This is a genomic window from Nostoc foliaceum FACHB-393 (genome assembly GCF_014698505.1).
Taxonomy (GTDB): domain Bacteria; phylum Cyanobacteriota; class Cyanobacteriia; order Cyanobacteriales; family Nostocaceae; genus Nostoc; species Nostoc foliaceum_A.
This window is the reverse complement of sequence record NZ_JACJTD010000013.1, coordinates 102,540-118,943: the sequence shown is the minus strand read 5'-3', so window position 1 is coordinate 118,943 and position 16,404 is coordinate 102,540. Positions and strand designations below refer to the sequence as shown.

The window sequence follows — 16,404 nt, the reverse complement described above, 5'->3', positions numbered from 1 at the left end:
TTTCAAAATATTGATTTTTCAGAATATCAAATGAGCAATAAATATGCCTATTTTTACGTTAAAGAAGAGTTTAAATCCAAATTGCAAATTTCATGAATATAAGACATAACATTGTTCACAAGAAGCTCCATAGTATTTGGACTAATTGAAGGTTGAGAAAAAACAAAATTTAACAGCATTTTTCCTTGAAAATTTGATGCATGGATAACAAAAACACCTGCATACAAAGCATGGGAACCAGCGAAACTAATTTCTTCTAGTTCAAATTCACCGTAATGTTTGGGAATATTTACTTTACCAACATTAGAAACAGATACTGTGGCAGCTACTTGCTTGGGATAAATAAAACAAAAATCTATGAGATGCTTGGCAATCAAAATCATTTTAAAGAGATCACCGGATTTTTTACTAACTTCAAGTTTTTGTTTCACCTCACGGGCTAATTTCCAAAAAGAAGTGTTTCTCCCTATAGTATGAAATGCCATAATAGAGGAGGCTAATACAGCCATCTGATCATCACTGATTTTTGGTTCCAGATGTCTCCTCAAATCAAAATATGATAGGCAGTTAACTCGTACTTTTTTTCTATTACCTTTAATTATTTTTGTCCCTATTGTAAACATCAGCACAGCACACAAAGCACTATGCACTGTTGTATTTTCTTGCCGACAATGATTTACAAACTTTTGGGTTAGGTCTTGGTCAAGTTGTCTGTGAATAATATTGCAACTACGCTTTGCAATGGATACGTACTTTTCAAAACCTAATGTTTTTGGCCGATTCCAGATTTTTTGCAACCCAAGCTGCAATAAAAAGATCATGCTATTTATCCTACCCCTGAATCCCTTAGTCCATTGGGGCATTAGTTCTTCGATGGCTGGAAGTGGAGTTAAGCTAACAAATGGATTAATTGGTTCACCGGACACAATTTTTTGACAACAAGTCAATATTTCTGAGTGAAGTTGGATGGATGATAAACCATCTGCGATCGCATGGTGTATTGTTGTAATTAGATAACTTATATGTTCATGACCCAAGAGATGAACAAGAACAACTCGCAGCAAACCTTTGCTACTATCAATTCCGTTGTTCATTTCTTCATCAACTACTTCTTGCCACTGCTCATTGTCTAACTTTTTGACAACGCGTAAGGCAATAGTTGCTGTTTTTTGACTTTGAAAGATCAGACTATTATTATATCTGACAATTCGAGAATTTAGACGAGGGTGGCGACATTGAATCACGTCTAAAGCCTGTGTCAGAGTTTCTTCACAGATATAGCCCTTGATGCGACTAATAGTTACTATGTTCCAGGTTTTAGCACGGCTATTTAAGATTTCCATAGCTTGCTCAAGGTGTCCCAGCTTTCTGTTGTAAATCATATTTACTTTTGGTTCCCTCTAATGACTGATTATTTGCAAGCTTAGTTCTTGATTTAGGTTGTAATTATTGTTCGATAACCTGCAAAATCTTTTGATTAAGCCTTGCTAAAAACCTGGATATATTCATAGTTTCAAACTATCAAAATCTTGTGTTGCGAACTATTCAATAACAGCTTTGTTGTTCAAATCTCAAAAATCTCTGATTGCGAAGCTTTAGATTCTTCGGCTAAACGCTGGGATAGCGTTTCAATAGTGGGGTAATGCCACAATAAGATTGGAGATAGTTCAAAACCAAACAACTTCTCCGCTTTGCTAACAAGAAACATTGCCTGCGCTGACTCTAAACCGTAGCTGTCTAAAGGCTGACTAACATCTATATCCTTGGGTTCAACTCCTAGCTGCTCTGCAATATGAGATACTAGCCACGCTTGAATTTCTTCTGCGGTATAAGACTGCTTTTTAGTTGCCTCAGGAGTAGACTGACTCATTTACACACCTCTGAAGTGAAAGGAATAAGATATATGGCATTCCTAAATAGGATATGAACAGGCTATAATTTTTGTTCACAGCCTAGATAGGATTGCTGTACTGGCTAAAATTTTGAAAAGTTTAAGGTAGGAGATATTAGAAAAAAGTTTTAACTTTTGCTACTGCTGCATATCTCCTAAGCGTATATCGAGCTACGTGACATTTATCAATTAATCAGCCACCCGAATGCGAATATCACCCTGAACTACGCATTGACAGGCTAGGCGAACATTGGGATTATCTGGAGCCAACACATCAAGTAAAATCTGCTCCTCATCCATCACAGGAGTTAGATTTTCTATCCCACTTACAACTTCTATAAGACAGGTTCCGCAAGCAACACAACGACAACCAAATAAAATTGAACTAGGATGTTCATCACAAATCTTAGTTAAGCGTTGGTTTGCTTCGACTTGAAGTGTTTTTTGGTCGTCTTCAAAATGAATAGATACTATCATTTCTAAACTCACTAGTGTCAAGAAAGAGGGTTAGCAGATTTAGCAACCCTTAGGCTACTTCAACAACTTTTTGAATTTCCTTAATTGCCAAAGCATCCTTGTAACGCTCATAGCGATTACCTAGCTTACTTGTATTTAACTCCAATCCCAGTGCCTTTATCAGACGCTCTAGCTGCTGAGATTTGTATTGCCAACTCTTTTGTTCCATGTAACCAATTATATTGCGCCACTTTGAACTTACCTGTCTCCAAGAATTAACTAATTGATTTATATCTACTTGCTTATCAGCTAATTCAGGATGGTGCAGAGACATACTTAGTGAGTTCAGCCCAACTCTAATATCAGTTAGCATGATTCCTTGCACAGTGAGGTCTAATTTCTCCAAATAAGTAGTGTAACTAGCACTAATATAGTCTTCCACAATTAGCTGCATGAAATATCGAACGAAATCTTGAGCCTCTGGAGGAGCTACCCTATACAGTTCTACTCCTAAATCAAAAGATGTTGTGTAATGACGTGCTTCATCTGTTAAGTGGCCTTGATTCAATTCAAAAGCTAATGGTTCATAATCAAACTTTTCAGGTGAATCAAATAAATAGGCTTCGCTTTTTTTTAACTCCACGTTAGCCATGTACCGATACAGCAGAGTTAAGCTACCCAAGCCACTTTCTTGAACTTTTTCGGCGGGTAGCATCCTCATGGCATCCCCAATCATGAACCTTAAATTTCGGTATGTAAAATTTTGGCCTCGTTGCTGTGTCTGTTCTACAATCTTTTTAAGAAAGCTTTTCCCCTTTTGAAGATTCAACAGAGTTTCATTTAAATCTTCATCAAAAGTAAAACGGGTATCGAAACTGTCAAAATCTGATTGAGGTATTGCACCAACAGAACCATAGAAAAAACCAGGCTCATCAAAGGAGCTTTGAATTCCTATTTCTCGGCAGACCATACTATATACGGTTCTAAAAGACCAAATATGATCCATTTCTTCATTAGTTTCCTGGTGAAGAATCATAAATTCGTCCGAGTAGGAAGCAAAAACTTTTTCAGCAATACTCATATTGGACATGAGAGACTGATATTCGCTATTGGCAACATACTTGTAGAAGTTAGCAAAAAATGTCGCAGATAAAATTGACATTTGACGAGCATTAAAGGAAAGTAAATACTCACAAATCGGTACCGGTAAGGGAAGCATTCCCGGATGAGAGTAGAGTTTTTCTCCTTTAATTCCCTGCTTGCTCATGGCGATAGCGACAGGCTTTAATTCTAAAGAATGAGTATGTGCCTGCTCGAAAAGCTTATTTTGAATTTTGGGAATTCGGTTATCAATTTTAACAGTATTCATGTGATTTTCCTCCATTAATTAAAATGTAGCTGGGCGATATTCGCTGTAATAAGCGGGCATTTGTAAGCCTTGAATTTTCAAACTTTGTATCCGGTATAAAAATGCCGCTCCGGTCATAATATGGTTAGCAACATCAACAACCTGACGATTATTTGATTCAGATAAGTAAGAACCTCTAACCCAGTCATTGAAACTGCCCATAGCAGGACCACACCAGATTTGATAATCCATTTCTCTGCCTTTTTCCCCAAAGTTAGACCAACGGGATGATAATCCCAGATACCAGCGGAAAATTAGAGCCATCTTCAGTTTGGGGTTGTTAATAGCTTTAGTTAATTTATCGGGATTGCGTTGAGATAAATAAGTAACTGTCTCTTCCCAAACTGCTTCTAAGCTCTTTCTCAAAACTTGTTTTTCTAATTTCTCTCTTTCTGCTAGTGGAATATTTTCAATTGAGTCATAGTTTTTGTATAACTCAAACAATTTTTGTGCTCGTAAAGGAAAGAGAGTTCCTCTTTTGAGAACTTGGAGTTTTACCCCCATTTCAAACATATCTGCCGCCGGAGCCATCATCACATCAGCCATCTCGGCTTGAGCTAGCAACTGTTTAGTATGTTGAGAAGTTCCGGCTTCAATACAAGACTGGTTAATTGAGCCGGTTACAACATAAGCAGCCCCCATCATAAAGGCAGCTAATGCTGATTGTGGCGTAGCAATTCCTCCTGCTACTCCGACTCTGACAGGTTTTTCATAAGAAAATTTTCTTTGAATTTCATCTCTTAATTCCAAGATAGAAGGCAAAAGACAAACCAAAGGACGATTATCTGTATGACCTCCAGAATCTGCTTCGACAGTAATATCGTCAGCTACAGGAATTTTTTCAGCGAGGGTTGCTTGTAATTCGCTAATCAGACCTTGCTCAACTAATTGTTTCAAAATTTTGGTGGGAGCAGGTTGCAGAAATTTGATTGCAACTTCCCTCCGAGAAATTTTGGCAATAATTTTATTTTTGATTTCGATTTGATTCGCTGCATTTAAACCAAGTCCAGCAGCGCGGTAGTAAACAATGTTGTCAGTCAAATCGAGAAAGGCGGAAGCTTCGATTGTTCTTACCTGATATTTAAGATACAAATCAACAACACCGCGTTCAATAGCAGGTTCACTGGGACTGTGCAGTAAGTTAAATGCGTAAGGCCCTTGGGGTAAAGCTTGTTGAATACGGTTAATGGCTGCTTCGACGCGAGCAGGAGATAAGCCACCAGCACCAAATGAACTTAAGATTCTCTCTTTTCCAAGGGCAATTACCAGTTCTTCAGAAGCAATCCCTTGAGCCATTGCGCCCGTCGCATAAGCATATTTTACACCATGAAAGTTAAGAAAACTTGGATCGCCTAATTGTCTAATTGACAATGGTGGAACAGCTATTAATATTTCTGCCTGTCCAGTTATTTCTTGGTTGTAAGGATATAAATAACCTTCGTTTGTTGCACCTATTCTTCCTTCAACTCTAATAATATAACAAGGTTTTTCTAAATTTAGCAACTTAGATTTTATACCTTTTTCGTTAAATGAAACAGAATCTAAAGCACCTTGCCAAACTTGATTTTGGTGGTAAATAAAGTCTGACACTTTCAGGTAACTACCATTGTTATTTAGTATATTATCTGCGCCAATCATATTTTTAAACCTCCAGTTATATAGAAGGGTTTACCAGATAATGTTTGAATAATTTACAGGCGAATTTCTATCGTTTCCCTGTGAGGTTGCTTCTGAACAAGGGGATTTTGTCGTTACAAAGAAAATGAGATACTTGTCATTGGGCTGCGGCCTCCAGAATTAGAGGCGGCAGCCCCCCTAGTATGGATTCTCAGCCTGAGGTGAGGAACGAGCTTATGTCTACACCAGTAATTATTTGTTCAAATAATCTGGGTAGTTTGCTGCTTTAAATGATTATTATTCAAATAACTTTTGATAACAAGCTATTTGCAACTGAATTATGGCGCTAATTTGCTTTAGCGACTCCTGTCGCGCTTGTAAAAAAACAGCATGGGTTTTGGTCATGCGGGCAGCGTTCTCACTTAGCTTTTGATAGTAAGGGCTGTGTAAATTGAGAAAATAGGGTTCGTCAACAACACTGCCAGTTGTCAAACTAGGAGTCAGAACGAATTGATTATTTTCCTGTTCTGTTGCCCAAGTTTCATTAACTTGTGTTTCTACAGTTTCATTGCGCTCTTGTAGCAATAACTGAGTAGGTTCGCTGCCATTTATGAAGTTAACTTGCTCTTGGAGAGTCTCTAGATTTATGGAGGTATTTTCAAGGCTTTTGGTTGGATTTGGGAGCAAAGAAGAATTCATTTGTGCAAATTCCTTTAATTCTGATAGTTGATATTGCTTCTGATTAACAGGTTTGATGGGATCTCCAAAAGATATATCTTGAAGTATTTCTGGTTTTTTCTTCTTTAAAGGTGTGTAACTAATCTTGCTATTTTGCAAGGTTATAGTTCTCACATTAGACTGGCTTTCATTGGAAACTTCTGGTTCTTGAGAATATAATGGTGATAAATCTAGTTCAACTCTATGGCTGAGGAGTTTTGCTAAGGCTTTGATAATAGAAGCATGATCGTCTACACCTCTTTTATTAAGGGATACTGTGATCTGTTCTTTTGCCTTGAGGGTTTTATCAATCCATCTGGAACAGTTACTACCAGCACCTACTTCGAGAAATATTTTGAAGCCATCTTCATAGACACGGTTAATTAGCTGAGGAAAATTAAGCTGTTGACAGAGATTTTGAGCAATATTGTGAGCAATAGAATGGCTATCGAGGTCAATGGGTTTATACTCGGCTGCGGAATAGAAAATAGTCTCTGGTATGTTTCGAGTAGGTAATGTATTTAATCTCACCAGTTCACCGTATTCAGAACGCATTGCCTCGCAATGAATTACATGGGTGAAGGGAGCAGAAAAAGCATCACAATTTAGGTTGGCAATTACCCGTTGACAGGCTTGGATATCACCAGCGATCGCAACTTCTTCTGTAGTATTAATTAAGGGTAAATAAACGTGTTCTTCATCTTTGATGGCTTCCTGAACACGAGATACTGGACACATCAGAATATAGTTGCGCCAAAAATCTTCGCCTTGTTCATTCTGTCCTTGAGGTAATCCCCAATACTCGCGCACAGCGTTTTTAGGGCCAGATAGCCTTGTCTTCAGCAGAGATGATGAGTTAAAACCCTCACTACCTTCTTGAAACTGAGTCCAGATACCTTGAGCCAACATCATACTAATTTCGCCCAAGCTATAACCAAAAGCACATTGCGGTTTGATTTGAAAATAATTTTTCAGAATTGCTGTCATGAGTCCAGCACAGGCCATTTCTGATTCGAGTACTGCTACTGAATCTTTGAGAAATTGCTGTTCAAGGGCTTCTAATTGCCTGTTTGACAGTTTTTCTAAGCTTCGGGGATAAATAAGTTTTTCTACGTTGGCAACACGATTGTAGATGCTTCTGATGAACGGATCATCGTAAAGTTGAGGAAACAAGCGAAACAGATTTCGACCTAATCCGATATAAGCACTAAAGGCACCTGGGTAAACGAAAGCAACTTTACCTTTTTGCCCCAGCGGTTTTGCCGTAAAATAGCTACCGAGAGGACTTTGCCAGTCTTTCCCTGTCTCGAAGGCATTGGCAATACCCTTGAGGGAGTGCTGAATTTCTCGCAGCAATTCATCTTGATTGTGTCCGAGAATTGCTACTGCATAAGTTGCCTGTTGACGCTGTTGAAAAGCTGTAAAAGTCTGCCTAGCAGCGGCAGATAGCGAAGAACAATCTGCGATAGTTTCTTGAAGATTGCGGATTTCGTCTAATAGAGTTGATTGATCATCAGCTGCGATCGCAAATACATAATAACGCATTTGCTCTAAATATCTGCTGCTGTGATCTTGCTGATATAGTTCCTCTGACAAAATTAAATGTGCATAACTTCCATCTATCTCCATCCCGTTAATCGCAGCTATTCTTCTAGTGGCTCCTTTTTCTAAAAACCAGGGTTTTGATTCAGAAGCCACATAAAAAGGGCTATCTTTCCAAATTTCTGGTATTTTGGGGCCAGACCACTGGGGAACTGCGGGGATGTAACGGTGATATAGGCAAAGCGCTGCTTTAACCAGACTAACTATCCCCGATGCAGCATAAGTATGACCGATATTGGCTTTGACACTACCGATCGCACAAGTGAAATTTGGTTCAGATGTACGATAAGCTGTGAGCAAGCCTTGAATTTCTGACTCATCTTGCTGAGGAATTCCACTACCAACAACTTCCAAATAGTTGATATCTCTTGGTTTGATATCTGCTAATTGAAAAGCCTGTTGACAAACTTGTGTTACCGCTTCAGAATTTGAAGCTGTAGCAGAGTGAATTTCAGATTTAGAATTTTCCACAAGACTAAGAGCATCAATCGTTGCATATATGCGATTGTTCTCTCGTTTTGCTGTGTCGTGAAGCTTCAATACTACAGCCGCCGCACCCTCGCCTACTATCCAGCCATTGGCATTCTGGTCATAACTGAGAGTATTCACACCTGTGTTAATTTTTGCTATTTGATTTCGTTGTGAAATACTAGCGCCATCTCCAGCAAGCTCCATTGCACCAACCAAAACGGCATCTACTTCTCTGATTGCGAGTAGCTTTTGTCCAAGTTCCAAGGCTTTGAAAACAGAATTTTGTTCGGCAATTAATGTGAATGTCGGGCCAGCAAAATTCCACAGTTTGGAAATATAATCAGCCAGACTATTTTGGATGTAGGTGGGATATTCCTTGTCTTCTAGTTGCTCTTTTTCTTGATGTAGAGTTAGTTCTTTACTAGCAGCAATTATTATTGCTATTCTCGTCCCTTGATGAAGTGCTGCATCTTTCAGAGCATTATCAGCTACCTGAAGCATCAACAGTTCTTGGGGGTTAAAATTGTCTACTTCTTCTGGTGGTATTTCCAAACGGAAAGCATCAATTTCAAAATCTTTAATGTATCCACCTAATGGTGCTACCGTAGGCGTAGCCCAACCTAGGCATCGCTGAGGAGGTATGGAAATAAAATGCTGAGTTCCCTCATAAATACTGCGTTCAAAGGCATCCAATCCCTTGCAGCCGCCAGCCAAATAGCAGTCCATCCCTACAACCGCTATTTTAGGAATTTTCTTTTGTGCAAATTCTTCCATCACCTACCTCCTCAAGCTGATATATACATTTTTCAGTTGCTGATTCTCTGACTTTTCACGGTATCTGGAAAACCTCTCTCTAAATCTCTCTCCTAAAAGGAGAGAGACTTTGACTTTGTTCGCTGTGGGGTAGGAGGCTTTTCTACATGACATGAAAAGTCAGACTAATTCCTACTTAAATTTCATCTAATTGCTTGGGTAAAATAGTTCCCTTGGCACCAAGCATTCGGGTATATATCTTTCCTTGCGAATTATGGGCGATGACATCAACAAGTAAACTCGATTCTGTCTTTGATTTTATTTCGCAAGAAACGTAAAATGTTTCATCAAAGGGGACAGCTTCAAACTGTTCAAAAGTTTTGATTTCTGAAGGTAAACAAGCTACCTGATAAAAATGCTGTGCCCAAATCCAAAATGCATGAATCTGCACATCTGCAATGTAGGGATTAAATGTTTGGACTGGGAATTGTCCTTGTTGTTTTTCTCCAGGCTCTGGCAAATAGCATTCTATAGTTATCTTGTCCAGAGTAGTATTTAAGACGGATTTTACACCTTGAAAAGTAAATCCGTGAAACAAGCTAGCAGCCCCGTTTTGATAAAGTGATGAAGTCGTAGCAGTGATTATATGATCCTGGGTTAAGTTCAGAAATTCGTGTGTAGGGGAATTAGGAAGTTGCCGCTTCAGTTTCATCTGGCTACTAAAATGATAGCGGATTTTACCTTCTGGAGTTTTACTCCAAATTTTGGCATCAAAATCTATTTCAGAGATATCGTGTTTAGCAACTTCTTGCAATTCTAAAGTGTATTCAGTTGGCAAATTTTCATCAAAAATTAGTCCTTTCAAAACCTTATAATTTGTACAACTGAAGGCTTTGTAACCAGGATAGATTTGTTCGCAGGCGTTAGCAATCCATAATAGCCCACAAGTTGCTGGTAGAACTGGATACCCAGCAATTACATGGTCTTGTAAAAAGGGATTATCTGCTAATCTTAGTTGCCGCTGGATACGAAAATTTCTCAACTCGCTTGGTAACTTTTCTGGGATATACACCAGGGGGCTACCAATCACAACTTGCACAGTTTCTTGATTTGCACTAGCTAATTCATTAACTAACATTTCAGTGCCAATCTCAATCGGAATAGTTTCGATATTTCGTTCAGCAAAAGCTTGTTTTAATTCAGGAGAGACCATACCACTGTCCCAAGGGCCCCAATTAATCGCTACTACATGAGAATGGGGATGGTTCCGTTTGACAAGGTGGGCTGATTTGTTGAGAATTTCATTAGCGATCGCATAATCCGACTGTCCCACATTTCCGTAGAAACCAACTACAGAAGAAAACAGGACTAAATAATTCAATTGACTCGGTGATACACACCGCAACAGGTTTTCTAAACCTTTAACTTTGGCTGTGTAAACTGTTTCAAAATCTTGGACTGATTTTTTCTCAATCCGCTTATCAGCCAGATTACCAGCCCCGTGAATAATTCCTGTCACCGGGCCAAAACGCTTCACCGCATTAGCAACTTGTTCCTTAAGTGCGATCGCATCAGTCACATCGACATTCAAATATTCAGCTTGTCCACCCGCCTGCTTGATAGCTTGTAAGGTTGTGGCAATTTCTCGACTAGATGAAATAGCGTTAAACTTTTTCTGCACCATTGCAGGTGTGGGTTTTTCGCCTTTGGCGAAGAAATCCTCCATAATCCGCTTTTTCAAATCTGCTTCACTCAAGTAACCTTCAGTCCACACGGGTTCTGGATCGGCGGCGGAACGACCTACCAAGATAAATTTGCATTGATAACGTTGCGCTAATTTGATCACGCACTGAGCCGTTATCCCTTTGGCACCGCCACTTACGAGAAAAACCTGAGATTGGGGATTGGAGAGCGCAGACTGGGGAGTGGGAAGTAATCTCTCTAATTCATGTTCACACACTAGGGTTACTCGCCCTTGTGAACTATGTCCCACTTCAACAACTAATAGATTTGGATCGTGAAGTTCGGCGAGGATATGCTGTGCTGATGTTTCGGCATCTAAATCAGGGCTGAGGTCGATCGCTCGGCAAAATACAGATTCCCATTCCTGGTTCAAAGTTTTGGTGAGTCCAAATAATCCAGCGCCAATTGCACCAAAGTTAGTTTTTTGTCCGAGTCCGAATTCGCCATCCAGACGAGCCACAGTTACAAAACTACTACGTCCTTGAAGTGCTGCTTGATTGAGTGGTTCTTTGAGATATTTGGCGATGAGAAAGACATGGCGAAGGATAGCTTTTTCTGATTCCAAATAGCGGACATTATTGCTGGTATCTTCGTGAGTGGAGGGATTCAGATGGATAAACGCAGCGATTGGGCCATGGTTAGTAGCGATCGCTCCTAACTGTTCTTGCAAATGCTCCTCGCTCAAATCTGCAAGCACGATGCGACTAATCCCTTCAGGTAAAGCAGATTGCTTTGGAATCACGGTTGAGGGAAAAGTTAAGACAACGGTTTTCCAGCCGCGCTTTAACAGAGTTTCAGCTAGTTTCGTCGTGGCGAGAGAACCATCATCGGTAAGCAAGGCGATATGCTTATCGGGTAAGTTGAAATCTAAAAAATCAGGTTCAGGAAGATATTTGAGTCTGACAGGAGAGCGAAGAATTGAGGATTGGGGATTAGGTATTGAGTCTCCCCTGCTCCCTGCTCCCTGCTCCCCTGCTTCTTCCCCACTCCCTTGTCCCTTTTCTATATATGCAACAATTTGTCCGAGGGTAAGTAGTTGAGCTAATACTTCTGGATTTGGTTTGGGCAAATCAGGGTATAGTTCTAGCAACGCTCCTAGAATTTCCACAAGTTTGACACCATCAATTCCCAAATCTGTCTCAATATCCATTGACAAATCTAACATCGTCGTTGAATAGCCTGTCTTTTCACTAACGACGTTGAGCACAATGTTAGTAAGCTCTGGAGATGAAGGGGATGAGGGGGATATTACTGTTACTCCCCCATCTCCCTGCTCCCTGCCCCCTGCCTCATTCACCGGAGCGTTAACAAAACCCGCCGCAGGAATCGCTGCTGAGATTTCTGATGCAATTTTCCCCATATACTCAGCTATTTGACCGAGGGTGCGTAGCTGTCCCACTTCTTCTGGATTTGGCTTGGGCAAATCTGGGTATAGTTCTAGCAATGCTCCTAGAATTTCTACGCGTTTGATGGAATCAATCCCCAAATCTGCCTCAATATCCATCGTCAGCTCTAACATCTCCGTTGGATAACCTGTTTTATCACTAACAACGTTAATTAGAGTTTGGCTCAGGGCTGCTTGATCAATGATTACTGGCGCGGGTACGGGTGCTAATGGTGGTGCCGATACAATCGCTACAGTTGCAGTATTATTCTCCTTTGGTGGAGTAATATCTAGAACTGCTGTTTTTTGATGATGTACACCATTTCCATTACCATTTGTGCCATTACCATTAGTTGAAACTGGCTCAGGCTTAGTGGCAGAGCCGTTACTCGGTAAAGCAACCGGTGCAGTCTCCAGAACAGGGTTATCCTCTTGGGGTGGTGCAGCTACTGGACTAGATTGATAGCTGACTGGCGGTATCAGATTCTGTGGAGTGGTATTGCTAGAAGGCGATAGTTGATAATGTCGCTGGAGTAATTGGAAAAAGTTGTTAGTGTATTCTTGCTGATGGTTCAGATATTGCTCATGGATGCGGAGACTGTCAGTTTGATGTTCGTGAAACCGCATGATGCTGCGTTCTGAACTGGAAACTACGAGCTGCTGTGTTTGTGTTTGTGGCTCGCTGAATTTACCATTTCCCCACAACGCATGTTGTTGCTGCATGAGTTGGAAGAAAGTTTTGGTATATTCTGTCTGATGGTTCAAAGATTGTTCATGAACCTGCAAGATATCATGTTGATGGCGATTGAATTCTATTAGAGTGCACTCTAAGTTGTCTATAGCTCTTAGGTAACTCAGAGGAAGTTCTGGACTAGGTTGCAAAGACTTGATATCTAGTTGATCTGATTGTCCGTTCTGCACAGATTTTACTCCACCATTAACTGCTACCTTCTCTGCTGGATGAGAGGGATTAGCTTTATTGCCGTTAGTAATAGTAGATTGACCGTTAACTGCTACCTTCTCTACTGAATGAGATGGGTTAGCTTTATTACCATTTCCAACAAGAGATTGACCATTAACTGCTACCTTCTCTACTGAATGAGATGGGTTAGCTTTATTGCCATTTCCAACGAGAGATTGACCGTTAACTGCTACCTTCTCTGTTGAATGAGAGAAGTTAGGTTTATTGCCGTTCGCAACGGGAGATTGACCGTTAACTGCTACTTTCTCTACTGAATGATATGGGTTAGGTTTATTACCGTTTGCAGCAGTGGACTTGACTTGATGTCCATTTTGCATAGCTTTTTCAAAGGACTGCTTGGTTTTTTCTGATATATAATTGGTGCTATTTAAGCGGACATTCAAGAGTTTATTGGGAGAAGCTTCTGGGATTTTGTACTCCAGTTGATAGGGGTCTAAGTTTTGCAAAGGTAATCCAGCAACGCGCAACTGGATAACAGCTTGCCGCAAAGTGCGATCGCTATCCTTGAGATGACTGGTATTTAAAGCTACAGCTAAATGGGGGCGATCGCTAAGAATATCTTTTACTAAATTGGTGAGAACGCTTCGCGGGCCAAATTCAATGAAGCAGTAACCACCTTCAGCATAAATATTTTCAATTTCCTGCTTAAACAGCACCTGATTTTTCAGGTGTTCTTTGAGGACTTTTTGAATAACTTCCGGTTCATTTGGGTAACGCTTTCCGGTCACATTGGTGTAAACCGGGAATTGTGGCTCATTGAAAGTGACTTTCTCAATTGCTCTAGCAAAAGGTTGTTGTGCATAATCCACTAGTGGAGTGTGAAAGGCTGCGGAAACTCCCAGCAAGATGGTAGAAAATCCTTGAGTTTTCAGAGCCTCTTCTACAGTGGCAATTTCAGCTTTCGTCCCTGCTAACACCATCTGATGTGGAGAATTCAAGTTAGCAATGGTGACTTGCGGGAAATTCTGTATTAGTTCTGTAACCTGATTGACATCCCCTTTCACCGCCAGCATGGCTCCGGCATCAATCAGGGGATCTTCTGGTGCAGCCATAGCTTGACCCCTAGCTTTGACCAAGAAAAAGTAATCTTTCTCACTCAAAACCCCAGCAGCCCAAAGTGCGGTAAGTTCTCCAAAGCTATGTCCGGCGACAAAATCTGGCTTGAACCCAGCTTGTTGCAATATCTTGTACAGACCAGTGCTAAAAGCTCCAATTGCCGGCTGTGCATATTCTGTTTGCTGCAACACTTTCATCTGGGCAGTCTTTTGATCCAAATCAAACACAGGGTTAGGGAAAACAACCTCCGAAAGAGGCTGCAAACCGTCTTGGCGTAAAAGGCTGTCAATTTCAGCATAAGTCTGACCCAAGGAAGGGAAGTTAATTACGAGTTCCCGACCCATCTCTAAATATTGCGAACCTTGCCCAGAAAATAGGGCAACTACCTTCCCCTCTGTTGCTATGCCGTTTTTGCGGTAGTAAATTCCTTGGGGATGCTCCCAGGATTCTGCTTGCAGCTTGTTTCTCAGCAACTCAATACTTGTTTGCAACAAGTCGCAAGCTTGGGTGAGTGAATCAGCAACAAACCCAAGTCTGGCATTTGCGATCGGAATTTCTAAAGATTGAGAAGCCGAAATCAATTCTGTATAAAGCTGCTCTCCCGTATCGGATTGCAATTGCTGTCCAATTTCTTGAGCACGCGACAACAATTCTTCAGGCGTTGACGCAAACAGCAACACTGGCTGGGAAGGTTTGTGTAAACGATAAGGTTGCTGATGTTGACTTGTGTATTCTTCCAAAACAACGTGATAATTTGTGCCGCCAAAACCAAAAGAACTTACCCCTGCACGTCTTGGCTGGTCATCGCCGCTAATCCAAGGTCTGGTTTCGGTATTTAAATAAAATGGCGAACTATCAATATCTAATTTAGGATGCGGTTTGGTGACGTTAATCGTGGCTGGTAATACTTTGTGGTGCAAAGCCAAAGCCGTTTTAATTAAACTGGCTGCACCCGCAGCAGCTTTTGTATGTCCAATCTGTGATTTGACAGTTCCAAGGGCAATATGTTGTTTTTTGGGATTGTTTTCGCCAAAAACTTCTTTTATAGATGAGAATTCGGCTGGATCTCCAGCCATAGTGCCTGTGCCGTGTGCTTCAATCAAACCGACACTCGTAGGCGAAAATCCGGCATCTTCGTAAGCACGATGTAAGGCTCTGACTTGACCTTCTGGACGTGGTGCATAGATGCTTTTATAGCGTCCATCGCTAGAAGTACCAATGCCTTTGATGACTGCATAGATTCGGTCATTATCTCGCTGGGCATCCTCAAGGCGCTTCAGGACTAACATTCCCACACCTTCACCCAGCATCATCCCATCAGATTCGGCATCGAAAGGTTTGACATTCTCACCTTGGGAAACAGCAGGAGTTTTGCTGAAACACATGTAAGCCATAATTGAGTTGTCGGTGTCAACTCCGCCAGTGATCATCATATCGGCTCGATGCTCAATTAGCTCACTAATTGCCATTTTGAGGGCACCCAATGAACTCGCACAGGCGGCATCTACGACACAGTTAGTCCCGCCCAAATCCAGACGGTTGGCAATTCTTCCTGTAACTACATTTGCCAGCATACCGGGGAAGGCGTTCTCATCCCACTGCACATATGCACTCTTGATTTTCTCGATGATTTTTTGCGTATCCTCATCGGATAAGCCACTACCTTTAAGGACTTTTTCCCAAACCGGGTACTGCATTCTTGCAGTCAATGGAACCGCCAATTGTCTACCTAGTGCCACACCTAAGATTACGCCGGTGCGGTCGCGGCTAAACTGTCGAGATTCGCTGTAACCTGCATCTTCCATTGCTGCTTTCGCAACAATCAAACCTAGCAATTGCGAAATGTCTGTGACTTCTAGGCTGTTAGGTGGCAGTCCAAATTCCATCGGATTAAAATTGACATCCGGGATAAATCCGCCTCTTTTACAGTAGGTTTTATCAGATGCTCTGGGGTTAGGATCGTAATAATCTTCCACATTCCAACGCGAAGAGGGAATATCAGTAATACAATCAACTTTGCGAATAATTGTTTCCCAATATTCCTGTAAATTTTGCGATTGGGGAAATATAGAAGCCATCCCGATAATGGCAATATCGGTTTTTTGCTGAGGTCTATTTATTTCGCTGGTTAGTGGTGCATTCTCAACCATAACTTTTTTAACCTGTATGAGCTTGAGTAGAGCCTGTTCACAGTTGCTCACTTCTTCTTGCAACTGTGCTAAAACAGCTTCAATTCTAGAAGCAGTCATGACTTTTTCTTTACTATTAGATTCTGGAAATGTAGAGATGATGATAAATTTATTGTCTCTACAAATAGGAGGAAA

Annotated in this window: 7 protein-coding genes; all 7 read right to left on the bottom strand. The window is 40.9% G+C overall.

Translation table 11 applies throughout. The annotated features are described in order from the left end of the window. Window positions 1–53: 53 nt before the first annotated feature. Complete coding sequence (locus tag H6G92_RS13450) at window positions 54–1,382, bottom strand: phthiocerol/phthiodiolone dimycocerosyl transferase family protein (RefSeq protein WP_190894175.1); 1,329 nt, start codon at window positions 1,380–1,382, stop codon at window positions 54–56. Between the two features lie 182 nt (window positions 1,383–1,564). Next, window positions 1,565–1,870, bottom strand: coding sequence for a phosphopantetheine-binding protein (locus tag H6G92_RS13445; protein WP_114080668.1), 306 nt, complete (start codon window positions 1,868–1,870; stop codon window positions 1,565–1,567). A gap of 210 nt (window positions 1,871–2,080) precedes the next feature. Beyond that, entirely contained in the window at window positions 2,081–2,368 is a 288-nt protein-coding gene (locus H6G92_RS13440) for a 2Fe-2S iron-sulfur cluster-binding protein (protein WP_012408027.1), read from the bottom strand. Window positions 2,369–2,417: 49 nt separating this feature from the next. Further along, window positions 2,418–3,716 carry a hypothetical protein gene (locus H6G92_RS13435; RefSeq protein WP_190894174.1) on the bottom strand — a complete coding sequence of 433 codons (1,299 nt, stop codon included), beginning with the start codon at window positions 3,714–3,716 and terminating at the stop codon, window positions 2,418–2,420. Window positions 3,717–3,734: 18 nt separating this feature from the next. Further along, complete coding sequence (locus H6G92_RS13430) at window positions 3,735–5,393, bottom strand: PfaD family polyunsaturated fatty acid/polyketide biosynthesis protein (RefSeq protein ID WP_190894173.1); 1,659 nt, start codon at window positions 5,391–5,393, stop codon at window positions 3,735–3,737. Window positions 5,394–5,669: 276 nt separating this feature from the next. Further along, window positions 5,670–8,936 (bottom strand): PfaB family protein, encoded by a 3,267-nt coding sequence (locus H6G92_RS13425; RefSeq protein WP_190894172.1) that lies wholly within the window; start codon window positions 8,934–8,936, stop codon window positions 5,670–5,672. Between the two features lie 175 nt (window positions 8,937–9,111). Beyond that, complete coding sequence (locus H6G92_RS13420; protein WP_190894171.1) at window positions 9,112–16,329, bottom strand: type I polyketide synthase; 7,218 nt, start codon at window positions 16,327–16,329, stop codon at window positions 9,112–9,114. Window positions 16,330–16,404 lie beyond the last annotated feature (75 nt).

Excerpts from the sequence above, each read along its gene's own strand:
- H6G92_RS13425 (WP_190894172.1), bottom strand. The coding sequence starts at position 8,936 with ATGGAAGAATTTGCACAAAAGAAAATTCCTAAAATAGCGGTTGTAGGG.
- H6G92_RS13430 (WP_190894173.1), bottom strand. The coding sequence starts at position 5,393 with ATGATTGGCGCAGATAATATACTAAATAACAATGGTAGTTACCTGAAA.
- H6G92_RS13440 (WP_012408027.1), bottom strand. The coding sequence starts at position 2,368 with ATGATAGTATCTATTCATTTTGAAGACGACCAAAAAACACTTCAAGTC.
- H6G92_RS13445 (WP_114080668.1), bottom strand. The coding sequence starts at position 1,870 with ATGAGTCAGTCTACTCCTGAGGCAACTAAAAAGCAGTCTTATACCGCA.
- H6G92_RS13435 (WP_190894174.1), bottom strand. The coding sequence starts at position 3,716 with ATGAATACTGTTAAAATTGATAACCGAATTCCCAAAATTCAAAATAAG.
- H6G92_RS13450 (WP_190894175.1), bottom strand. The coding sequence starts at position 1,382 with ATGATTTACAACAGAAAGCTGGGACACCTTGAGCAAGCTATGGAAATC.
- H6G92_RS13420 (WP_190894171.1), bottom strand. The coding sequence starts at position 16,329 with ATGACTGCTTCTAGAATTGAAGCTGTTTTAGCACAGTTGCAAGAAGAA.